This is a genomic window from Methanothrix sp. (assembly GCA_029907715.1).
In the GTDB taxonomy this organism is placed as follows: domain Archaea; phylum Halobacteriota; class Methanosarcinia; order Methanotrichales; family Methanotrichaceae; genus Methanothrix_B.
Map to the genome: position 1 here is coordinate 15,124 of JARYLI010000004.1, position 19,079 is coordinate 34,202.

General features: G+C 51.7%; 26 protein-coding genes. All 26 read left to right on the forward strand.

What is annotated here, in order from left to right:
* Positions 1 to 72: 72 nt before the first annotated feature.
* The 26 genes from QHG98_03905 (at position 73) to QHG98_04030 (ending at position 18,981) form a co-directional block, all read left to right on the forward strand.
* Complete coding sequence (locus tag QHG98_03905) at positions 73 to 408, forward strand: zinc ribbon domain-containing protein (GenBank protein MDH7596875.1); 336 nt, start codon at positions 73 to 75, stop codon at positions 406 to 408.
* 207 nt (positions 409 to 615) lie between these two features.
* Positions 616 to 1,479: an XkdF-like putative serine protease domain-containing protein gene (locus QHG98_03910; protein ID MDH7596876.1), complete on the forward strand. Its 864-nt coding sequence runs from the start codon at positions 616 to 618 to the stop codon at positions 1,477 to 1,479.
* 175 nt (positions 1,480 to 1,654) lie between these two features.
* On the forward strand, positions 1,655 to 2,224 hold the full coding sequence (locus QHG98_03915) for a hypothetical protein (protein ID MDH7596877.1): 570 nt from the start codon (positions 1,655 to 1,657) through the stop codon (positions 2,222 to 2,224).
* On the forward strand, positions 2,225 to 2,656 hold the full coding sequence (locus tag QHG98_03920; GenBank protein ID MDH7596878.1) for a hypothetical protein: 432 nt from the start codon (positions 2,225 to 2,227) through the stop codon (positions 2,654 to 2,656). It begins immediately after the preceding gene.
* Positions 2,657 to 3,724, forward strand: a complete 1,068-nt coding sequence (locus QHG98_03925; protein ID MDH7596879.1) for a hypothetical protein — start codon at positions 2,657 to 2,659, stop codon at positions 3,722 to 3,724. It begins immediately after the preceding gene.
* Between the two features lie 11 nt (positions 3,725 to 3,735).
* Entirely contained in the window at positions 3,736 to 3,939 is a 204-nt protein-coding gene (locus QHG98_03930; GenBank protein ID MDH7596880.1) for a hypothetical protein, read from the forward strand.
* The gene (locus QHG98_03935) at positions 3,926 to 5,020 is read left to right on the forward strand and encodes a hypothetical protein (GenBank protein MDH7596881.1); all 1,095 of its coding nucleotides are present in this window, start codon (positions 3,926 to 3,928) and stop codon (positions 5,018 to 5,020) included. The genes QHG98_03930 and QHG98_03935 overlap by 14 nt, the downstream gene beginning before the upstream one ends.
* Positions 5,021 to 5,044: 24 nt before the next feature.
* Entirely contained in the window at positions 5,045 to 5,449 is a 405-nt protein-coding gene (locus tag QHG98_03940; GenBank protein ID MDH7596882.1) for a hypothetical protein, read from the forward strand.
* Positions 5,450 to 5,543: 94 nt separating this feature from the next.
* On the forward strand, positions 5,544 to 6,203 hold the full coding sequence (locus QHG98_03945) for a hypothetical protein (GenBank protein ID MDH7596883.1): 660 nt from the start codon (positions 5,544 to 5,546) through the stop codon (positions 6,201 to 6,203).
* Positions 6,204 to 6,218: 15 nt separating this feature from the next.
* Positions 6,219 to 6,392, forward strand: coding sequence for a hypothetical protein (locus tag QHG98_03950; protein MDH7596884.1), 174 nt, complete (start codon positions 6,219 to 6,221; stop codon positions 6,390 to 6,392).
* Positions 6,393 to 6,778: 386 nt separating this feature from the next.
* Positions 6,779 to 6,928: a hypothetical protein gene (locus QHG98_03955; GenBank protein MDH7596885.1), complete on the forward strand. Its 150-nt coding sequence runs from the start codon at positions 6,779 to 6,781 to the stop codon at positions 6,926 to 6,928.
* 305 nt (positions 6,929 to 7,233) lie between these two features.
* A complete protein-coding gene (locus tag QHG98_03960) occupies positions 7,234 to 8,964 on the forward strand; it encodes a hypothetical protein (GenBank protein ID MDH7596886.1) in 1,731 nt (576 codons plus the stop codon).
* 9 nt (positions 8,965 to 8,973) lie between these two features.
* On the forward strand, positions 8,974 to 9,960 hold the full coding sequence (locus QHG98_03965) for a hypothetical protein (protein ID MDH7596887.1): 987 nt from the start codon (positions 8,974 to 8,976) through the stop codon (positions 9,958 to 9,960).
* Between the two features lie 125 nt (positions 9,961 to 10,085).
* On the forward strand, positions 10,086 to 10,445 hold the full coding sequence (locus QHG98_03970; GenBank protein ID MDH7596888.1) for a hypothetical protein: 360 nt from the start codon (positions 10,086 to 10,088) through the stop codon (positions 10,443 to 10,445).
* A gap of 61 nt (positions 10,446 to 10,506) precedes the next feature.
* Positions 10,507 to 11,103 (forward strand): hypothetical protein, encoded by a 597-nt coding sequence (locus QHG98_03975; GenBank protein MDH7596889.1) that lies wholly within the window; start codon positions 10,507 to 10,509, stop codon positions 11,101 to 11,103.
* Between the two features lie 172 nt (positions 11,104 to 11,275).
* A complete protein-coding gene (locus QHG98_03980) occupies positions 11,276 to 11,521 on the forward strand; it encodes a hypothetical protein (protein MDH7596890.1) in 246 nt (81 codons plus the stop codon).
* Positions 11,522 to 11,585: 64 nt separating this feature from the next.
* The gene (locus QHG98_03985) at positions 11,586 to 12,668 is read left to right on the forward strand and encodes a hypothetical protein (GenBank protein ID MDH7596891.1); all 1,083 of its coding nucleotides are present in this window, start codon (positions 11,586 to 11,588) and stop codon (positions 12,666 to 12,668) included.
* Positions 12,669 to 13,748, forward strand: a complete 1,080-nt coding sequence (locus QHG98_03990; GenBank protein MDH7596892.1) for a hypothetical protein — start codon at positions 12,669 to 12,671, stop codon at positions 13,746 to 13,748. It abuts the gene before it with no gap.
* Entirely contained in the window at positions 13,745 to 14,800 is a 1,056-nt protein-coding gene (locus QHG98_03995; GenBank protein ID MDH7596893.1) for a hypothetical protein, read from the forward strand. The genes QHG98_03990 and QHG98_03995 overlap by 4 nt, the downstream gene beginning before the upstream one ends.
* Positions 14,801 to 14,841: 41 nt before the next feature.
* Positions 14,842 to 15,426, forward strand: a complete 585-nt coding sequence (locus tag QHG98_04000; GenBank protein ID MDH7596894.1) for a hypothetical protein — start codon at positions 14,842 to 14,844, stop codon at positions 15,424 to 15,426.
* Positions 15,427 to 15,474: 48 nt separating this feature from the next.
* Positions 15,475 to 15,600, forward strand: a complete 126-nt coding sequence (locus tag QHG98_04005) for a hypothetical protein (protein MDH7596895.1) — start codon at positions 15,475 to 15,477, stop codon at positions 15,598 to 15,600.
* Positions 15,601 to 15,603: 3 nt separating this feature from the next.
* Positions 15,604 to 17,253 carry a hypothetical protein gene (locus tag QHG98_04010; GenBank protein MDH7596896.1) on the forward strand — a complete coding sequence of 550 codons (1,650 nt, stop codon included), beginning with the start codon at positions 15,604 to 15,606 and terminating at the stop codon, positions 17,251 to 17,253.
* Between the two features lie 11 nt (positions 17,254 to 17,264).
* A complete protein-coding gene (locus QHG98_04015) occupies positions 17,265 to 17,855 on the forward strand; it encodes a hypothetical protein (protein ID MDH7596897.1) in 591 nt (196 codons plus the stop codon).
* Positions 17,856 to 18,071: 216 nt separating this feature from the next.
* On the forward strand, positions 18,072 to 18,539 hold the full coding sequence (locus QHG98_04020; GenBank protein ID MDH7596898.1) for a hypothetical protein: 468 nt from the start codon (positions 18,072 to 18,074) through the stop codon (positions 18,537 to 18,539).
* A 53-nt stretch (positions 18,540 to 18,592) separates the two neighbouring features.
* Positions 18,593 to 18,826: a hypothetical protein gene (locus QHG98_04025; protein MDH7596899.1), complete on the forward strand. Its 234-nt coding sequence runs from the start codon at positions 18,593 to 18,595 to the stop codon at positions 18,824 to 18,826.
* A gap of 8 nt (positions 18,827 to 18,834) precedes the next feature.
* Positions 18,835 to 18,981, forward strand: coding sequence for a hypothetical protein (locus tag QHG98_04030; protein MDH7596900.1), 147 nt, complete (start codon positions 18,835 to 18,837; stop codon positions 18,979 to 18,981).
* Positions 18,982 to 19,079: the final 98 nt, after the last annotated feature.

Genomic DNA, 19,079 nt, shown 5'->3' on the forward strand with positions numbered 1-19,079 from the left:
CTGCTTCCACAAAGAGAAGGTTTCCTGTTTGCTTTTCTGTAATCTTGAACAGTTTGTGTAAGAGGTTCTGAGATGAGATTGAAGTGTCATAACTGCGGTACAGCAGTTGAATATGAAGTTCCTCCTAAGGAGTTTGTCTGTGCTGTTTGTGGAGCTGTCAACGTGGTGCCAGTTTATACAGGCGCCAGTGATGAAGAGCTGGGATGCATCTCACCGACCGGGTTTGAATGGCAGATGCCGGCTGGCAGGATCGGCAATCCAGTTCTCGGCTACAAGTACGTAACTGCACAGGGAACACAGATGACCCGCGAGGAGTATCTGGCGGCGTTCAAGATCGATCCCGAGGTAGCGCTCAGTTATATGCGGAAAAACAAAGGTGTCAGGTTTGGCTCGCAGGTTCAGCAGTAATTACGAGTATCCAGCCTATTCGAGTGATGAGCTGGGCGAGCCCGATCCTGAAGCCGAGCAGCAGGCGGCAATCGAGCGCGGTAAGTCTCTTGTTGATGACTGGATCGAGCTGAAACAGCTTGGCAAAAGAGCTGAACGATACTGCTGAGGTGTCTCATGGGTATCGATTATTCAGACATTCACGTTCCTCAATTTGGAAGTGGTAAGATGGATGAGAACGAGATTGAACATGAGGACGTTACAGAGAAAGATTACGAGGATCTGGACATGGCATATGCAATCCTGGAGGAGGAGAGTGCAGGACTCGACGAGCTCCGGGAGATCGCAATGGAGGTCGACGATCCCAAGCTGAAGGAAATTCTGGAGAGGATCTACGAGGACGAGAAAACACACACCGAAGCGCTCAGACAGTGGATTGCGGAGGCCGGCCCTGTGGGCGAGTCGCACTCTCAGTCTCAGGAATCGCCTCCATCCTCGGAGCCAGAACCTGCAGCAGAGATGTCTGTTGATAAGGATGAGGACAGTAAAGAAGACGAAACTGAATCAACCAGTGCATCAGAGATATTAGACGAGATTCGACAGGTCTTAGAGGAGCACGAGGTTGACAAAGACGAGCCTGAAGCAGAAAGTGAAACTGATCTGCAGAAGGACGATGAGGATACTGAGGACGAGGATAAGGACAAGGCAGCCGCGGTGGCAGAGAAGAGCTACAAGTCGATCAGGGTCCCCATCATCAAGGGTGATCAGCAGATCGTCTATGGTATCGTATCTGAACCCGGTGTGGTGGATCTGCAGGGCGATATTCTGAGTGCAGAGGAGATTCGCAAGGCCGCACACAGTTTCATGATGAAATCACAGAGAATCGGCGTGGAGCACACGCGGCCCGCAAAAGCAAGCATCATAGAGTCGTATATTGCACCAGTTGATTTCACGTGTAATGGCCAGCGTGTCCGGAAGGGATCCTGGGTCATGGCTGTGAAGATCCACGATCCGGAGCTTTGGGCAGCCGTGAAGCGCGGCGAGATCACGGGATTCTCAATCGCCGGCACCGGCACCAGGACACCGATGTGACTTTGTAGCTTTTTTTTGCGCGATAGCAGTTACTGAACTTATCTCTAAAGTTTGTGAGGTGGATATGCCGAACATGCTATCAGATCTCGAGCTGGACGAAGTCTCGCTCGTAGGAAAGTCTGCAAACGGAAGGAGATTTTTGGTATTCAAAAGTAAAGACAAAGGTGAACAGAAAATGACGACAGAGCCCGCTAGGGCGAAGAACGCCAGAGCTGATGACAGCGAGGCTCTGGTGAGCAAGTCGGCCATCATGGACATCATCCAGAAGGCTGTGGAACCGATCGCAAAGGAGAACCGCGAGCTCAGAAAGGAGCTCGAAAGGCAGAACGAGATTCTGAAGCGGAAGAGCTACGTTGAGATTGCAAAGGCACATCTCAGCGAGCTGGTATCACCGGAGGAGGGCGCTGACATTCTCAAGTCGCTTGAGAACGTGCCTCCGGATGCCCGCAAGACGATCCTCAAGACGCTCAAGCAGGCGAACGCTGTGAAGAAGGAGGCATCGAAGCTTCTCTATCATCCGCTGGGATCGAGCCAGCCAGCTCCTGGCAGCGCAATGGAGGAGTTCAATGCGCTCGTCGAGAAGCGGATGAGCGAGATCCGAAAGAGCGGCTCGACTGGCAGCGATCCGAAGGTGCTCAGAGCAATGGCCGTTCAGGAGATCACCAGGGAGAGACCGGAGCTGGCCAGAGCGGTTCTCGCCGAGGAGAGAGCAAACACCATGAAGATCCAGCTGGGGGTGCTCTAAATGGCCACGACACAGGTTGCAGCACCATTCAGAGAGGCCGTACCCGGAGATATCAGCTCGTATGATGTCGAGGGCGACCTCTCGGCGTACGAGTACTGCTTTGTTGAGCTCGATAAGGCCAGAGCCAGGACCGTCAAGGCATATGCTGGCGGGTTCCCGGTTGGAGTTCTGACGAACAGACCGGTCGAGGATCCGACCAGAACCGAGTTCTCCACGATCGCACTCGTCCAGTACAAGGGCAAAGCGCTTGTAAAGGTTGGTGCCGGCGGGCTCGCACCGGGCGATCTCGCAAAAGTAACTACAGGAGGGGTGGTCGTGGCTGCAACCCCCGCCGATGGAGATATCCTGGTGGGGCAGTGCGAGGTGGGTGCCGGTGAAGGCGAAATCGCAACGATCCGGCTCTTCTCGACGTATGTGAGGGTGGTGGCGTAAATGCATCCAGATGCATCTCTTGATTACAAGGCAACGATAGCAGCTCTGCAGCGTGAGGTTGTCTGCAAGGGCGTTGATTACTCGCAGATCCACGTGGCTAGGCTCGAGTCCGAGTGGTCTCTTGCATACAGGCAGGAGCCAAGCAACTTCATAGCAGATCGGTGGTTCCCGCTGATCGGAGTCAACCAGATCGCAGGACTGTACCCCAAATGGGCTAAGGAGAATGCATACACAAACAAGGCTGGAACCTGGCGGCCTGGCAGCATACCACCGCAGGGCGAGCTGAAGGTTGACCAGCCGGGCAGCTATGTCTGCCAGAGGTATGCGTTCGAGATGCCGCTTCCTGCGGACCTGCCGTTTGTGGCTGATCAGGGATACCCGATTGAGATGGCCACCACGCAGATGGTCACAGACGTCCTGCAGCTCAACAAGGAAATAACCATCGCAAACGCCTACTTCAAGGAGGGTGTGTGGGGTATCGATTGGACTGGTGTATCGAGTGGTGAGACCGGTACCGAGGAACAGGTGACCGGTCTGACATTCCGGCAGTTCAACGATGCTGATTCAGACCCGCTGCAGGTGTTCAAGGATGCCAAGCTGGCAATCAAGAAGAGGTCTGGCGTGAAGCCGAACACGCTCATCATGGGCGAGCAGGTATACGAGGAGCTCAGGATCAATCCGCAGCTCATCAGCCTGTTCAGGAACCCGCAGGCTGCAGAGAAGGTGCCGACGAAGCTGAACGAGCAGATGATCGCTCAGGCGCTCGATGTTGATCAGATCATAGTAGCATCTGCAATGTACAACAAATCGCCGCCTGGATCCGAGGTCGAGCTCGACTGGATCTTCGGGAAACACATGTGGTTGGGATATGTCACCACCCCGGGACCCATGAAGACAATCGCTGCGATGAACCTCTCGTTCAACGAGCCCCTGGGAGGGTTTGATACCGCGATTACGCAGGTGCCTGATCTGCACTCGCACACCACCTACTACCAGGGATTCCAGTGCTGGTGCCCCGTGGTGGTCGCGCCGGATGCTGGGCTCTTCATGAAGAACGCAATCGCATGAGGGCGATCCGGATGGAATATGTTGTAGTGAGACGCTTCCAGCGGCATGATGGCAAGACCCTGAGAGTTTATGCTCGGGGTCAGGTCATCCCTTCTAAGGAAGCAGCAAGCATACCTGCAGATGTTCTTGACAGATTAATCGCAGGCGGATTTGTGTATCCATCCGAGGGAGTGAGAAAGACGAACATGAGGAGGTCAGGCGATGAGGATATTTGAGACTCTCTGGGGCAAGACAAAGCTTGATTCGCTATATACACGTAGAGCAGAGATCAGGGAACTGCACCTGCCAGACGAGACCGGAAAGCTCACAAAAGTTACATCGACTGCAGACGATTTGAACGCAATTTCAGCACTGCTGCCAGTCCGATGGCCACCACGTGTCCTCAGTGCACTCATTCAGCTTAACGGCTGGGGTAAAACACCAATTTCCTTCACAGATGATACTGCAGCTCAGATCACCGGTATGAGTTCGGCTGTTGACATGAGTGCAGTCGGCAACGGCGGGACAATCAAACTCACTATAGATGATGGTTCTGTACAGACGGCAACGCTGCACTGTACCGCCGGATACCACACAGGCGGCTCGGGCGCATCTACAGACATGACTGGGGAGGTAGATAATAAGTTCAAGATATCCGTGGATGGCGACACAGCTGAGACAGTAACATGTGACTGGACTGGATGCGACACAGGCGCTAAAATTGCAACCGAGATGCAGGCCAAGATAAGAGCGCTGGGCGGCAAGAAATCAGGCGTCACGGTTGCGTTTGACACAGACCACTACGTGATAGCCAGCCCCACACTCGGCACCTCTTCGAAGATCCGCATAACACATGCCGCAGATCACGATTGCTGTGACGAACTCAAGATCGGGCCTGATTACGGAACTGATACCGACGGCACGGGTGACTGTGCCGACATTAAAGCGGTTACACCAGCGGAAATTGCCGCGCTGATCAACAAAGATATAGATGGATGCACAGCGAGCGTGGTTAACGGAGTTCTCACGATCACGAGCGATACTGCGGGCAGACTCAGCAGAGTGCTTGCAGGTAACGGTACGCTGAACACGCTCTGCGGTTTACCCAATGGAGAAGTCGGCTACGGAGCAATCGGTCTTGGCGATGAAGAGTGGTATGACGACGAATATCTTGTGTTCATATCACACAAGGGAGCGTCTGCTTCGTTGGGTCTGGCATGGGACAACCCGACCTCTTCCGGGTTCAATATCATCCCTGAATCTGCATCGTCTGACTATGTTGCGGTGATGGTTGTCGGGCAGACATCATGGAGCTGAATAGCAGATTAGCGTGGGATTGAATTGAGTTCAGAGCAGGCAACCTATACTGGCAGACCGGCGGAACGAAAAATCGACGCTGTGAGGCTTGAGCTCGGAAAAGATGAGAGCCTGGAGCTCCTCACAGATGCAGAGATTGAGTACTATCTGGCCAGAGCAAACCAGAATGTACTGCTTGCAGCATCGTACTGTGCAGAATCCATTGCGGGAATGTATGCAGGGCTCGTCGATAAGTCGATGGGCGGGTCGTCAGCGAGCCTGAGCCAGAAGGCAGAGGCCTGGCGCAAGAAGGCACACGAGCTGCGGTACCTGGCTCTGAACACAACTCTTACACCAAAAGCATCATCATCGATGCCCAGAAAGCTTCGGTTCTGGATCGGCCAGCATGATAACCGTTCTGGATATACTCTCCAGCATGACAGAGAATAGCAGGGCGCAAACTCCGGTCTTCAGGCCGGAGTAAGCCCGAATCACCCTCGGACTGAGGGGTAGAGCCTGTGGAGATACTGGATGAAACAGATCAATGAGACAGGAAGCTCCGGCCTTCAGGCCGGAGAGGAAGTCACATGAGTGGCGGGATGCAGCAGTGAGATACATAGACCGAATTTTCTTCAACGAGTTCAAGACTGGAGTTATCAATGCACACTGGGTAGACACTGACCGCTGGATACTGTTCTCTGGTGTTCCTCCTGTGGCGCTTTCTCCAAACGCACCATCCGAGTTCAGGCTCGCTGCTGTAACTGAGCCTGTTCCGGGTCATGAGATCACATCAGGAACTATTTCCTTTGACCAGGAAGTGTTAGCGTTTGCTCAGCCAGGACGACTTGCCACCAGATCGGTCTTCAAATCCCTTCCAGCAGTGACGGTTGATGGGTTAGACTGCAGGATCACGATCGAGTGTATATCTCCAGAAGGAGCTCCGCTCTATCGAGAAACACTCCGGCCGTTCGAGATGATCTGTTTTCCCAGAACACGTATTCTCCGAGACCAGGCCGGCAGCGGGTATATGCAGACGGATTATGACATCTACACAGAAGAGGTCATACCGATAGGCAGTCGAATAAGATTCATCGATCCGCATCAGAACGGCAAGCTCGTGGAGGTGTACATAAGAGCACGAACCTCCGCGGTTGATCTCGAATTTGAGAACACACAGCCGTTCCGGATATATAACTGTGCATGAGACGAAGGTGGAAAAATGCGCAAGCCTTACTACATGTCAAAAACATTTTGGGTGAACCTGATCGCTTTGCTTGCCATGATCATACAATCTGTTAACGGGTTCACAATTTCTCCAGAGGAACAGGCAGCGATCCTGGCAGTGGTCAACATCTTTCTCAGGTTCTACACTCACGAAGAGATCAAGTTCTGAATTGTAGCTGGTGATCGCAGTGGAGAACAATTCGCTTGAAGCCCGGATTTCTCGAATCGACGAGCGGACGATGAACATACAGTCGCTGCTTGAGAAGATCTCGCTCCAGCTCAGCGATCATGATTGTCGTATCAACAAGCTGGAGCAATGGCAGAACCAGCTCTTGGGATCTATCGGTGTACTGACATTTCTTGTGGTTCTCTTAGTGACATTGCTCAAAACATTCACGTGAGGAAGACGCAAATGCTGGATTTTGCATCAGGAGATCTCTATTACATGATCATCGTGTCTCCACAGATCGCATGGTGGCTGGCGGATCTTCGGATGTGTGAGTCAGAGCTTGAAAAACAGATGTGGGATACAGCTTTCGGGGTGAAGTTTTGCAATTGGGATCACTACAAGCAGACGCAGGGCTGGTGGCTGGCGAAGAGGTCCTGAGCATTGGTCCTGCGGTCCAGGACTGGCTCGAGAGCAACTGGCGGGAGATCTTCTCAAGTGGTATAATGCCTGAGCCAGAGCCGGGATGCCCGGGATAAGAAATCAGGAGGCGCAAAGATGGACAGCTGGAGATACGACTCTGAAAAGGGATGGATACGACCCAAATCTGAGACACCAAATATAGAAAAGAAATCGAATGCTGGCGGTTCTAAGAAGAGACAGAAAGAAGCTGGTAAGAAACGCTAGAACTGAATAGAGGCGAGTGCGGATGACTGATATCAAGTATCTGTCGCCACGGACCAATCAATGCATTCTTCCGACGCACATTGAAGTGCTCTCGAGAGCTCTTCGTGGCGTAGGGGTGATCAGCGGCAATGCTATCTTCTCCACTGATCCGCCCAGCATGGCAGTAGTTGTTTCGGCAGGAACCATCCGGATTGGTCCGGACGTTCTCGATGTATCTGAGCAGACAGTCAATATATCGCCCTCAGACGAGACGCTGTACCGCATCGATGTGATATACAGGGACACCTCTGGAAATGCACAGGTTCTCACTGGTGTGCCGGCCGAAATTATAAATCCTAATCAGCTGCCCAGCTGGACAGGCTACATTTCGCCATCGCCTCCTGAAGAAATTCCCGACGGTGTAATACTCGGGGTTGTATTTGTACCGGCAGAGACAGAAACAATTCAGGCATCGTATATATGGGAGTTTGCAGCGGGCGTTGAGGACCCGGTGCTTGTGGGCGACATCGTAACGTCTGTGGGCTCCCCTGGAGACAACTCGCATGTACCCTCTGAAGCTGCAGTACGTACACTTGCAGACACGAAGCTCAATTTATCTGATATAGTCACTACGCTCGGCAATCCCGGGAGCAATTCCAAGGTCCCCTCGGAAAAAGCAGTGCGTGATGTATTCAATTTGCTCGGTGTTACAAACGGGAATAATCATGATCACTATGGTGGAGACGGTGCTCAGATAAGCCATAGTACGCTATCGAACCTCACGGCAGATGATCATACTCAGTACCTCAACACCACGCGTCACGACACAACCGCTCGACATGGCTCGTCGGTGGTCGATCATGGCTCGATAGGCGGTCTCGGTGACGATGATCATACTCAGTATCTCAACACCACGCGTCACGATACAACATCGAGACACACACCAGGTACCGTTGTGCCGGTAGTGACAAGCGTTGGTAGTCCTGGTAGTGACAGCAACATTCCTTCAGAGAAGGCCGTGAGAACTGCTGTCAACGATATGACAAACCTCGCCACACAGATGCACGCTCTGACATCTAAAGCAACACCTGTCGACGCTGACGAGACGTTCCTCATTGATTCAGCGGCATCCTATGGTCCGAAACGGCTCACATGGTCCAATATCAAAGCGACTCTTAAGAGCTATTTTGATTCGCTCTACGCGCCGAGCTCAAAAGGTGTAACAAATGGGGACCTTCATGACCATGCTGGTGGAGACGGTGCTCAGATAAGCCATAGTACGCTATCGAACCTCACGGCAGATGATCATACTCAGTACCTCAACACCACGCGTCACGACACAACCGCTCGACATGGCTCGTCGGTGGTCGATCATGGCTCGATAGGCGGTCTCGGTGACGATGATCATACTCAGTATCTCAACACCACGCGTCACGATACAACATCGAGACACACACCAGGTACCGTTGTGCCGGTAGTGACAAGCGTTGGTAGTCCTGGTAGTGACAGCAACATCCCGTCTGAAAAGGCGGTCAGGGCTGCGATAAATGCGATCAACGTATCACGGGCTATAAATGTCCAGTTCGAGAATGGTGGATATGTTCTGGAAGCAAACCAGGTTATATGGGTGCAGCTACCGAACGCAGCTACCACCATAACAGGATTGCAGATGGTTGCAGATACGACAGGGAGTGTCGTGGTGAACGTGAAATATGCCACGTACAGCAGCTATCCCACGACATATGACCAGTGTGGATCCGCAAAACCGACCCTGTCCAGCGCGCAGAAGTACTCCACTGATTGTAGTAGCTGGACCAGAAAGACGTTTTCCGCCGGTGATTGGGTCGTGTTTATCATCGAGTCGTGCTCGACCATAACCAGGCTCAATATATCGCTCAGCGTAGTGTAGGTGGTAACAGTGGCAACAATGGAAATTCTGCCGAACTATACAGTACAGGGGCAGCTACCATCAACCGGCACACCTAACCACACACAGATCATTGATTCCTCGGATTCGACATATGTACACGTTAGGACGGATCAATCTGGAACAGATATATACAGGATGAATGCATTCTGTCCGGCTCTAACGATTAACAGCGTGTCTGTAAAGATTAGAATAAAGAATACACGAAGTATAGGCGCGGATGTTGGCACGATCGCTTTGCAGGCTCGTGAAGTCAACGGTTCGTACTCGGCGGTGCTTTCTCAGACGATTTCCACGCCCAACGGTAACATAAACACGCTCACATATACAATGACAACATGCCCGCTGACCGGTACTAGCTGGCGTCCGGAAGACATACTGAACTGCTGTGAACGTATATCATTAACATTGACAAATCCAGGCGATTACCACACATATGTGTATCGGGTATGGGTGGAGGTCGATTACGATAGTACTTCGCTTTGTGATTATGATGTTCTTGTGCCAATTGCAGATTATCAGGGTGGGAGTGGAACTGATTACCAGAAAGTGGATGATGCGATGTGGGCACGAGATGGGGATACATTTTGGGGCCCGTCGTCGTCAAAAGATGTCTTTTTCACGATAACACCATTTAACAGGAAGTGCTACATCGAGAGAGTATCGGCGATTTGGAACCTTTTCTATTCAGGGTCGATAGGTAGTCCGTCTTCCACTGGTCTGAAGATCCTGCAATCCGGAACTGCGTACATCGGTGCGACATTTTTCACGTCTGGATATTATAATAGGAGGTTCTCGTATCGGATATTTGATACAAATCCCTATACAGGTGCGAAATGGAAGCCTCCAGATTTACTGCAAACAAAAATTGGGGCATATTTTTATAAAAGTGCATATGGTGGTTTTAACAGCGATGTCATGTATGTGATCGTATACTATCGCAAACGGTATCCGCAGAGCAAAGCGTGCGTGGTATGATATCACTAATCTTCTGGCTGGGGTATACACTCTAGATGGCGGTCTGCGATTGACGCAGATGTATGCTCTCGTTTCGTACTTCCCCAATGTCGGCAACCAGGCGATAATTCTGTGAGGGCATCTGCATGGATTTTTCGCAACAACTCCTAAACGCCGCCGGAGCACTCAAGCAGGCGATCGAGGAGTGCATTGACTCAGGCGTACCGCCGCCGAACGCACCATCGACCATTCGGAGAAAAGGTCATGGTCTGACGCTGCGGGATACATGGACATACCGGAACAGTATCGAGATCCGCGTCTCCGACAACGTCGCAGAAATAGGAGTGTTCAATCCGGAGGTAGCTGAATACGTGTTCTACAACGAACACGGCACGTCGAAGATTCCTGCTCGGCCCGTGTTCGGTCCGGTATTCGACGGGCTTGGGCAGCGTATCCTGGACGAGCTTGAAGATAATCTGGCAGATGAGATTCTAGCCAGCCTTTAAAGTATCTTCTTCGGCCGGTTGAGATTGTCGCGTTCCAATTCTTTTCCATTAAGGTGAGAATATGGCAGCAATTGTGCAAATTGTGGGATATTATGGAGTAGAGCCCGGCACGAAGGTGCCGTTAACTGTGCAGCGGTACAACACTGCAATACCCAGCCAGCGCGATCCTGGTCTGGAGTACCCATGCAACATTCCGCCCAGCGGACAGCTGTACCGCAGCTGCTGGATGTATACGGGCGCAGAAGTTGTCGGGGGATCGTACAGTCAGCTATCGAACTGGAGGTATTTCACATCGGGCACTATAAAACAGGACTGGCAGCTGGGAAGCGGGTGCGTGCAGGTCGCACTGCGTGATTCCGGCGACCATGGCTGTCCTGTAGCGAACTATGCAGCGCCCACCGGTATATCTGGACTGACTGGATACGATATCAAGGACTCGCAGTACGGCCACCCGTATTACAAAGACCAGACGACACCCTGTGCAGACGCAGACCAGTTCACCAGCACAAATCCACTCCTGTTCGACAGCACAGTGATCACGCCGTCGTCATCATCCAAGGTGACAAAGCTCGTTGTCACGCAGCTGGTGATAGCACCAGACACGGCATTCGGGGAGAAACCAGAGCTGACGATTGGAATAAGATGGACAGAAATTTAGCTGGGGGGATTACATACCACAGATCGGCCCGAATTTATGGCGAGCTCCCACCGCATATATCTGGTGGCGGAAGTACAAAGACGGGCACGAAGAGTTCGAGATAGATCCACGCACCGGTGAAAGCACCCTTTGGGGTGAGACGACTCCTCTCGACATTGTCTGCGCAGGATGGGTGCCGGTCGATGAGAATCTGGCGAAGCTGCTGAATGCTCGCGGTGAGTTTGCGGTACCTACACGCTCGCCCGCGATTCTGGTGCATCTCCAGCATGGAGAGGAGCTGGTGATGTTCAAGGACGTGACGGTCATCATGCAGGGCGACCAGGCCTGGGAGGACGTGGTGTATAACATAGGCATTAAAGACAAGTTCATGATCAAGTTCAATAGCCGCGAGCTAATAGCGTACCATTCGAGCTCGTAAAGAAGTTCTCTGACAGAGAGTGACAGGGTACAAGCTCCGGCCTGAAGGCCGGAGAGGAAGTCGCATGTCGTTTTACGGCCGCACGCTTTATGGCAAAGACCACTATGCTGGTGTTTCATACAGTCACATTGTTAAGGAGCGAAGCGTCCGCATCCGAGCGAAGATAATACACGAACTACCCAGCGAGCCGCTGCCAGTATTCGATACGATCGTCCGCGGTTTGGCCACGTACTTCGACTTCCTGCAGCAGGGAATTCAAGCGTTTTCGCTGTTCAACAAGATCGAGTATGCTACAGGGAAACGTGACAGCATTCTGCCATCGCTGGACGATGTGTGGGGTGTATTATATAATCTACCCCGACTCGCGGGCGAATCTGATTTTGAATACCGTAAACGTCTCCAGACGTACATCAAAGCGCTGATAGGTAGCGGTACGATACCGGCATGTCAGGAAGTCATTGATATACTCCTCGACATGCCGGGCGTGACAATCATCAAATCGGTCTATCCGGCAAGAGCTGTAATTACGTTCCGAGATGCAAACGCAATACGTGTAGCGCGTGATAGAATCAAACTGCTGAACAATACTCTGCCGGGTCTTTTTGCGGCTGGAGTTGAGTATGATCTGAAGCTAACACTTGTGGATAGCTACATCACCGCATATGTGCGAGGAGATGCCACAGCAGAGTATGCTATCAGAGCAGCTATTAGGTCAGACGCTGAATGCTCAACAGCCATATCAGCTACTGTGGCGTGGCAAAGAACAGAAGCGTCAGGGATCTTAGTTGCATTCTGCACTCAAAGAGATGCAACATCATATATTCAATCAACAATTCGTGCTGAACGTGACCTTTCCGCGAGACTGTATGCTGCAATCCAGAGCCAGCCGATTGCAGAATTATCATTATGTGCTACAATTCGATCTGAGCGGCTTGCTCTATGCGATCTCATTTCAGCAATACGCGCTGATTGCGAGCTGAATGCAAGCGTGAGTGCTGCAATATCTAGAACGTTCGAGATGACTGGTAGAATCTCTGCAAGAGTCACCATCTCTTCTGAGCTGAACAGCAGCATTAAGGCGGCAGTGAGAAGCCGCAGAGAAGCTAATGCTGGAATACGTGCCAGGATTGCCAGGAGGATAGAGTAGATGCCTGAAATCGAAGAGGTCACGCTCGTCGTCGGGTCTGGCGATCGAGTGTTCTCAAGAGGCGTATCTGATGCGGAAGAGACCTCAACCGGCGGATGGTGGAGCATGTCATCTCCGATACCAGGAGCAGTGATACTGTCTAGCATAGAGATATATCACAGAGTATGGGTTGTATTAACCCGCACCGAATCCGGGCAGTATCAGCTCTTCCGGACCGTTGATTTGCAGAACTACGAGCTTGTCCACACGCACGATGCCGAGATATATCAGATACACTTCCTGGACGATGGTCAGGCAATTTTTGCAGCTGAAGATGGAATATATGCAACTATAGATGCTGGATGGCACTGGTCGCGTGTCGGTGTAAACCATCTTAATGGTGTGAAGAAAATTTCCACTGTTCGGATGAGTGAAGTCTGGTGGAGACTCTTCACATATGCCGCGGACAAACGTGTTTATCGATGCGATATTGAACTTCAGCCCTTCAGCAGATCACTCGGCTGGGAGGAGACGTTTGGAGCATCTGGGATCTGCGATTATCCGTACAGCACAATGGCTGCTAAATCTCAACCAAGTGGGTCGCCATTGGGATGGGAGGAATCCTTTGGAGCGAGCGGATTTGATGATTACCCAGTCAAACTTCTGTCCATCCCCGTCGATTGGGAGTCCATCTTTAACGCATCATCATATCGTGACAAATGGTACCCTGCAATAGCATGCAATCCGCTGGCTATTTTCGTGGGTTGTGGAAGCGAACTCTGGCGTTCTACAGACTGTGGTGATTCGTGGCACAGGATTGCAGTGGTGAATGGCGCTATCAAGGAGCTGATCGTCTCGGATCAGTCGAGTCACGCAGAGCTGATGATGGTCGTCGAAACTTCAAACGGCTTATCGACTATTTTGCGGTCGGTTGATCTGGGCGATTCGTTCACCACCGAAGCTACCAGAATCGAGCCAGTTGTCTCGGTACAATCGGTAATACCAACCTGCACAAGCGATCTGGAGACATCTTATGTGGTGTTGGGGCAGCGCACCGAATCTGATGTTCCACAGTACAAAATCATTGAGGGCGGCGTATGACGCTCTGGTGGCCGAATGCGTTCCCAGATAAACCGTGGAGAACCTGGTTCTGGGCGAGAAGGCCTGGCGAAGATGATGCAGGACTGAAGTTCCAAGAGTGGCCTCCGGGATACTACTGGTTTTACAAGATTCCTCCTGAGGCAGGTCACAAACAACAGCTCGCATTCAAATCCCCAGAGGATCGACGATGCTATGCTTGGAAGAGCTTCAATTGCAACATAAAAGCGAATGTAATCTACATCATCACGTATCCAGGTGACACACCCAACTGGGGTAACAGCACACTGGTAAATATTGGGCCGCCATGCGGCAACTGGCGTTCCAACATGTATAAAGTGATTCCGCTGGAAAAGAATATTGAGCAATCGTCACACATTACAGCAGCTGTAAGACAGACTCGTGTGGCAACATCCAAAATCACTGCGGTTGTACATGAAGCACCGTGGGTACTCAGAAGTCAGTTCTCACAGATCACCTCGTTTATAAAGGGTGTGAGGGAGAAAAAAGCTCGTTTGCTTGCATATGTGGTCATACCACCAACTGCCATCAGAAATCAGACTGCTGGCATAAAGACTGCCATACGCACAGATCAGGGATCCCGATCACGTATACGTTCTGCGATAGCTAAAACGTTTATAATGAACACGAATGTGATCACGGCAGTTCGTACAAGTCGTGTTGTATCGTCTAAAACAATTACAGCGATTCAAACAAACCGAGACAGGTCCACAAATATACGCTCCGCAGTGCGCGTTGTAAGAGAAGTTGAGTGCACGTTAGTTTCCGCAATTGGAAAGGATTTCGATCTGGAGTCAAAAGTAACTGCAACCGTCCAAGGCAATCCAATAAAAGCAGTCCGATACAGAGGGGCGCTGAAGGGCGAAGCGCAGACGACATCCCAAATAACAGCATTCGTGGTTCTCAGCCGCGCTGAGAAGATCATGCTCGAGATGGAGAACCTGTATCCACAGGAGTTCGATATGAGAAGCGTCCCCAATTGGGCATCGGAGTTCAAAGACTGGCGAAAATCTAAACTCCAGGAGATCCTATGATACCAATATCTCCAGCTCGTAAGAGAAAAATTCTGCAATGGTTGCCGTCGTGTCTGGGCGGGCAGAGCTATCCTGTCATAGAGACAGACGATATTGTGCCGAACCTCGAAGCCCCTGCCATCACTTTCTACTTCTCATCAGCAGGCACGCCATCACTCTATTCCTGGGCACCATTAAGGAGAGTCCCGAATCAAGATGGCACAGTTGATGATGTCTGGGGCGAATACCATCGTGCAACAATGAATGTCGTTCTGCGAGCGTACAGTAAAGCCGAGCTGGAGACGATGTGGTACGAGTTTGTGAAGCAATGCCTTCAGACGCGCCGCAATATGGTCATCGCTCTGGATGGCGTCAGGTTCCTTGAGATCCTGAACTCGATACTGTTACCTCCTGAGAGGTTAGATGATGGTCGTACACTTTACTGGGCGCAGGTCGACCTCCTGTTTGAGTATGAGGTCAGCGGTATACCCGATGAGGATTACATCAAGCGGGTGTACACCCACTTACAATCCCAGACGCCTCTCGATGATGGCGAGCTGCATGACTCACGTCCACTGGAACTCGTCAGAGAGGTGCTCGACGGAGAGCTGACAGTCATACTGAAGGCGCACATTGCTGCGCCTTAAGTTAAGTTACGTTTTTAGGGAGAGGTGAACGGTTTGAAAACTGTGAAAATGAGGGTAGCAGACGCGCTACAGGCGGGTCTGATATCGAGAGAGAAGTATCAGAAGCTCGTAAAGGAGTTCGGGCTGGATACTGCGAGATCTATGAGAATTGATGTTGAAGTTCCAGAGGTTTAGGGCATGTCTGTAATAACGTTAGGCAACCAGTACGACTTCCTGCGGCATGTCGTAACGCTGGAGTCAATCGGGACTGTTCCCGTGATAGTCGGGCGTGGAGTTGTTGTCGGGATAGGCACCTCCAGCCGCGGTCCTGCAATGGAACCGTACGGTATCGCGGGTAACACGCCCAGCCTGATCAGGCGCACGTTTGGTGACGGGCCACTCCGAGAGGGGCTTGAACTTGCAGCTGCTCAGGGTTGCGCGATCGTGTATGGTGTCCGCGTGCTGGGCGAAGGATACAAGACAGCTGAACTGGAAGTGGTCGATGGGCAAGATAATCCTTGCGGGAAATTCGTCGCGAGAGGGCCAGGTACATGGGGCAACATCCCGACAATTACCATCACATACGGCGACCTGGATGGCACAAAGAAGGAGATCTTCAACGGCAACGGTAGCAACGTGACGACACCCTATGCGCTGATGTACGATAACTTGGTTGAATCGCCGCTGAATCATGTGAAGGTGGACGGGGCCTCCAAGACAATCATCTACTCCGGCACACCCGATCCTGGTGAAGTTCTGCTCGATAAAACCAGCGGCACGCTGACCTTTGCGACTGGGGAGTGGCCAGACACCAACGAGCAGGTCGAGGTACGGTACAAGTACAAGAGCCGGAAGGTCACGATCAGAGAGGAAGGCAAGCTGCCGGTATCGTACAACAACCTCATGTCGCTGACGATGATGGCAGCAAAGATGAAGAACGATCCTGTATGCACCTTCGAGATCGATGTCGGTGCCACGAGGCTTCCGAAACCGATTGGCGCAACGAACATGGAAGGCGGATCGGATGGAGCTCCAATAACGATTGATGACTGGGAGGCCGCGTTTAACAGCGTTCTCGAGAAGCTGCCTGATACGGTCATACCAAGTGCGGTGTTCACGACTGCTTACGAAGCAACCGAGGGGCAGTGGGATATCGTAGCCCTCCTGGATCAGTTCCTTTGGCAGATGGGCAACCTCAAGAAACCATGCCAGGGATTTGTTACGCTGCCTGCCGATGCGACCGCACAGCAGATCGTCGACTTCAAGGAAGGATACACGAACCTTTTCCTGACGCTGATATCGAACGGTTATGATAACACTGAGAAGGATCTGGCAGGCGCTAGGGCCGGCCAGGAAGCATCACTCGGCCTCGGAGTCTCGCCCGCCACAGCAAGCAACAGCCTGAAGGGAGTCAACGGGCTGCTATTCCAGTGGAACGAGCCCGAGAGGGAGCTCCTCACGTACAATGGCGTAGAGGTGCTCGTTAAAGGTACAGGCGTACATCCGTACGTGGGTGTCTCGACCGATCCAGATGATTCATTCCGGCGCACGGTGGACGTCCGGACGATATGTCAGGTGATCGTGTGGGTTGATCAGATCGTGAAGTACTTCCTGAACGAGAAACGCACTCGGACAAATCTTGCACGAATGAAAACGTCCATAGACGTGCTGCTCGACCGGCTCTGCAGAGCATCAGTCCTCGATACGTACGATCTGATGGTCACGCCGAATGCGTCCGATCACAACGCTGTTGATATCACGCTCAAGATCCAGCCGGTCGGACATATCGAGCGCGTGTACACCTGGATCGGTGTGGGATACTACAACACCGAGGCAATTGCTGAGTGAGGTGATAAATAATGGCAACTGTCAGAAGTGCATACGCTTCGAAGGGCCGGCACCCGTACTCGGATTTCATGACGAAGGAAGGCACGGTCCTTCACAATATTTCCGGGATGGACATACTGATTGATATCGCAGGAATGTACTTCCCACTTCGTACAATCCGATATGACAAGAACATAAACGTCTCAGATGAGCACGGAACTGGCTCTCATGATCCATATGCTCTGCCTGCACACGAGCAGACATACTCTGGTTCATTTACATATGCATCGTTCCTCGTGAACGGCACAAACGTAATGACCAAGTCTGAAGTGCTGCTTCTCAAAAGAACGCTGCTAAACCAGATGGACGAAGGAACACCGTACTACTTTGACATCTACATTCTTGAGGTCCAGGGCAGCCGAACACCAGAGGTGACTCAGGCGGGATTCACTACGAGGAGTGCTCAGGAGCTTGCAGAAAGCATAGTTTCCAAAGCAGTAGATGTTGGCCACATCGAGGCGCTGATTGACTGTAAGGTTACCAAGTTTGGCAGAGAGGTACCGGAGAAGGCATCCGTGGTATCATCGGTAGATTTCAAGTTCTGCCGCATGCTACCAAGATAACACAACATGGAGTGGGGTGATAGAGATCTTCAGGCCGGAGTAAGCCCGAATCACCCTCGGACTGAGGGGTAGAGCCTGTGGAGATACTGGATGAAACAGATCAATGAGACAGGAAGCTTCGGCCTTTCAGGCCGGAGAGGAGGTCACCTTCGCTCTTGCTCTTTTTAGGAGGGATATGCACTGTCTTCTAACTATCTTACTCGAAAGAAGACTCTGATGGGTGTCAGGTATGAGGAAGAGGTAAAGCTCGATCAGTACGGTGGAGCTATCGTGAGGGTTCATGCAATCTCAGATGTGACTCTGGCACGAATTGAAAACCGTGTCGGATACACACTTGAGGAGGCGCTATCTGAAATCGCATCAATGAACCTTTCCGAAAGCGATATCTCGAATATCCAGGCCGGAAAGGTGTCCTCTGAAATTGCTGCAAAAGCGAGCAGAGCTTTCGATCCACGATTCAAGCTCTTCCTTGCGGAGGTTTGCAAAGCCGGAATAATACCTGATCCAGACTGCAGGTGTGGTGGGAAGGGCTGTGAGGACTGTGATGTGTCTGCGATGGTTGAAGAGCTCAGAGGATACTCACTGCTACAGATAGGTATGGCTATAATCGGTGCGTCCACTGCGAGATGGTCGGACGTGGAGGATTTTTTCTCAGCGAAGAAGGCGCAATCTGGAGCAGGATAGCCTGTACCGGAAGCGGTCTGGGCCCAGTCGAATTGCTGACCCCAGTACAGCTCATGTTTCTCGCGCTCGCAAGCATGGAGGATGCACAGATTAAAGGGGGTGGTGGTCTGGTCGAGCGCAGCGAAATTTCGAGCACAGATGACGCAATGAGCGTTCAGGATTATTTCAAGCTCAAGCGCGAGCACGAGGTTCTTGCACAGCAGATACGTGAAAAACAGGCGCCTTTGAGAGAGCTGCTGGAGTCTCGAGTGCGACAGATGGTACTTGAGGAGATGAAGTACCGGTAGGAGATAATATGCCACTTATAGAGGGTTACTCAAGACGTGCGATAGCACACAACATCGCTGAGGAGATTCGAGCTGGAAAACCGCGCGATCAGGCGATCGCGATTGCAATGGACATTGCGCGACGTGCCCGTGCTAAAGCCAGAGCCAAGAGATAGAGAGTAACAAGGCACAAACTCTGGCCAGATGTCCGGAGAGGAAGTCATTTTTATTTGCGGTTCTTTTAAAAACGATTTAAAGGCATTTTTCGCGTCCG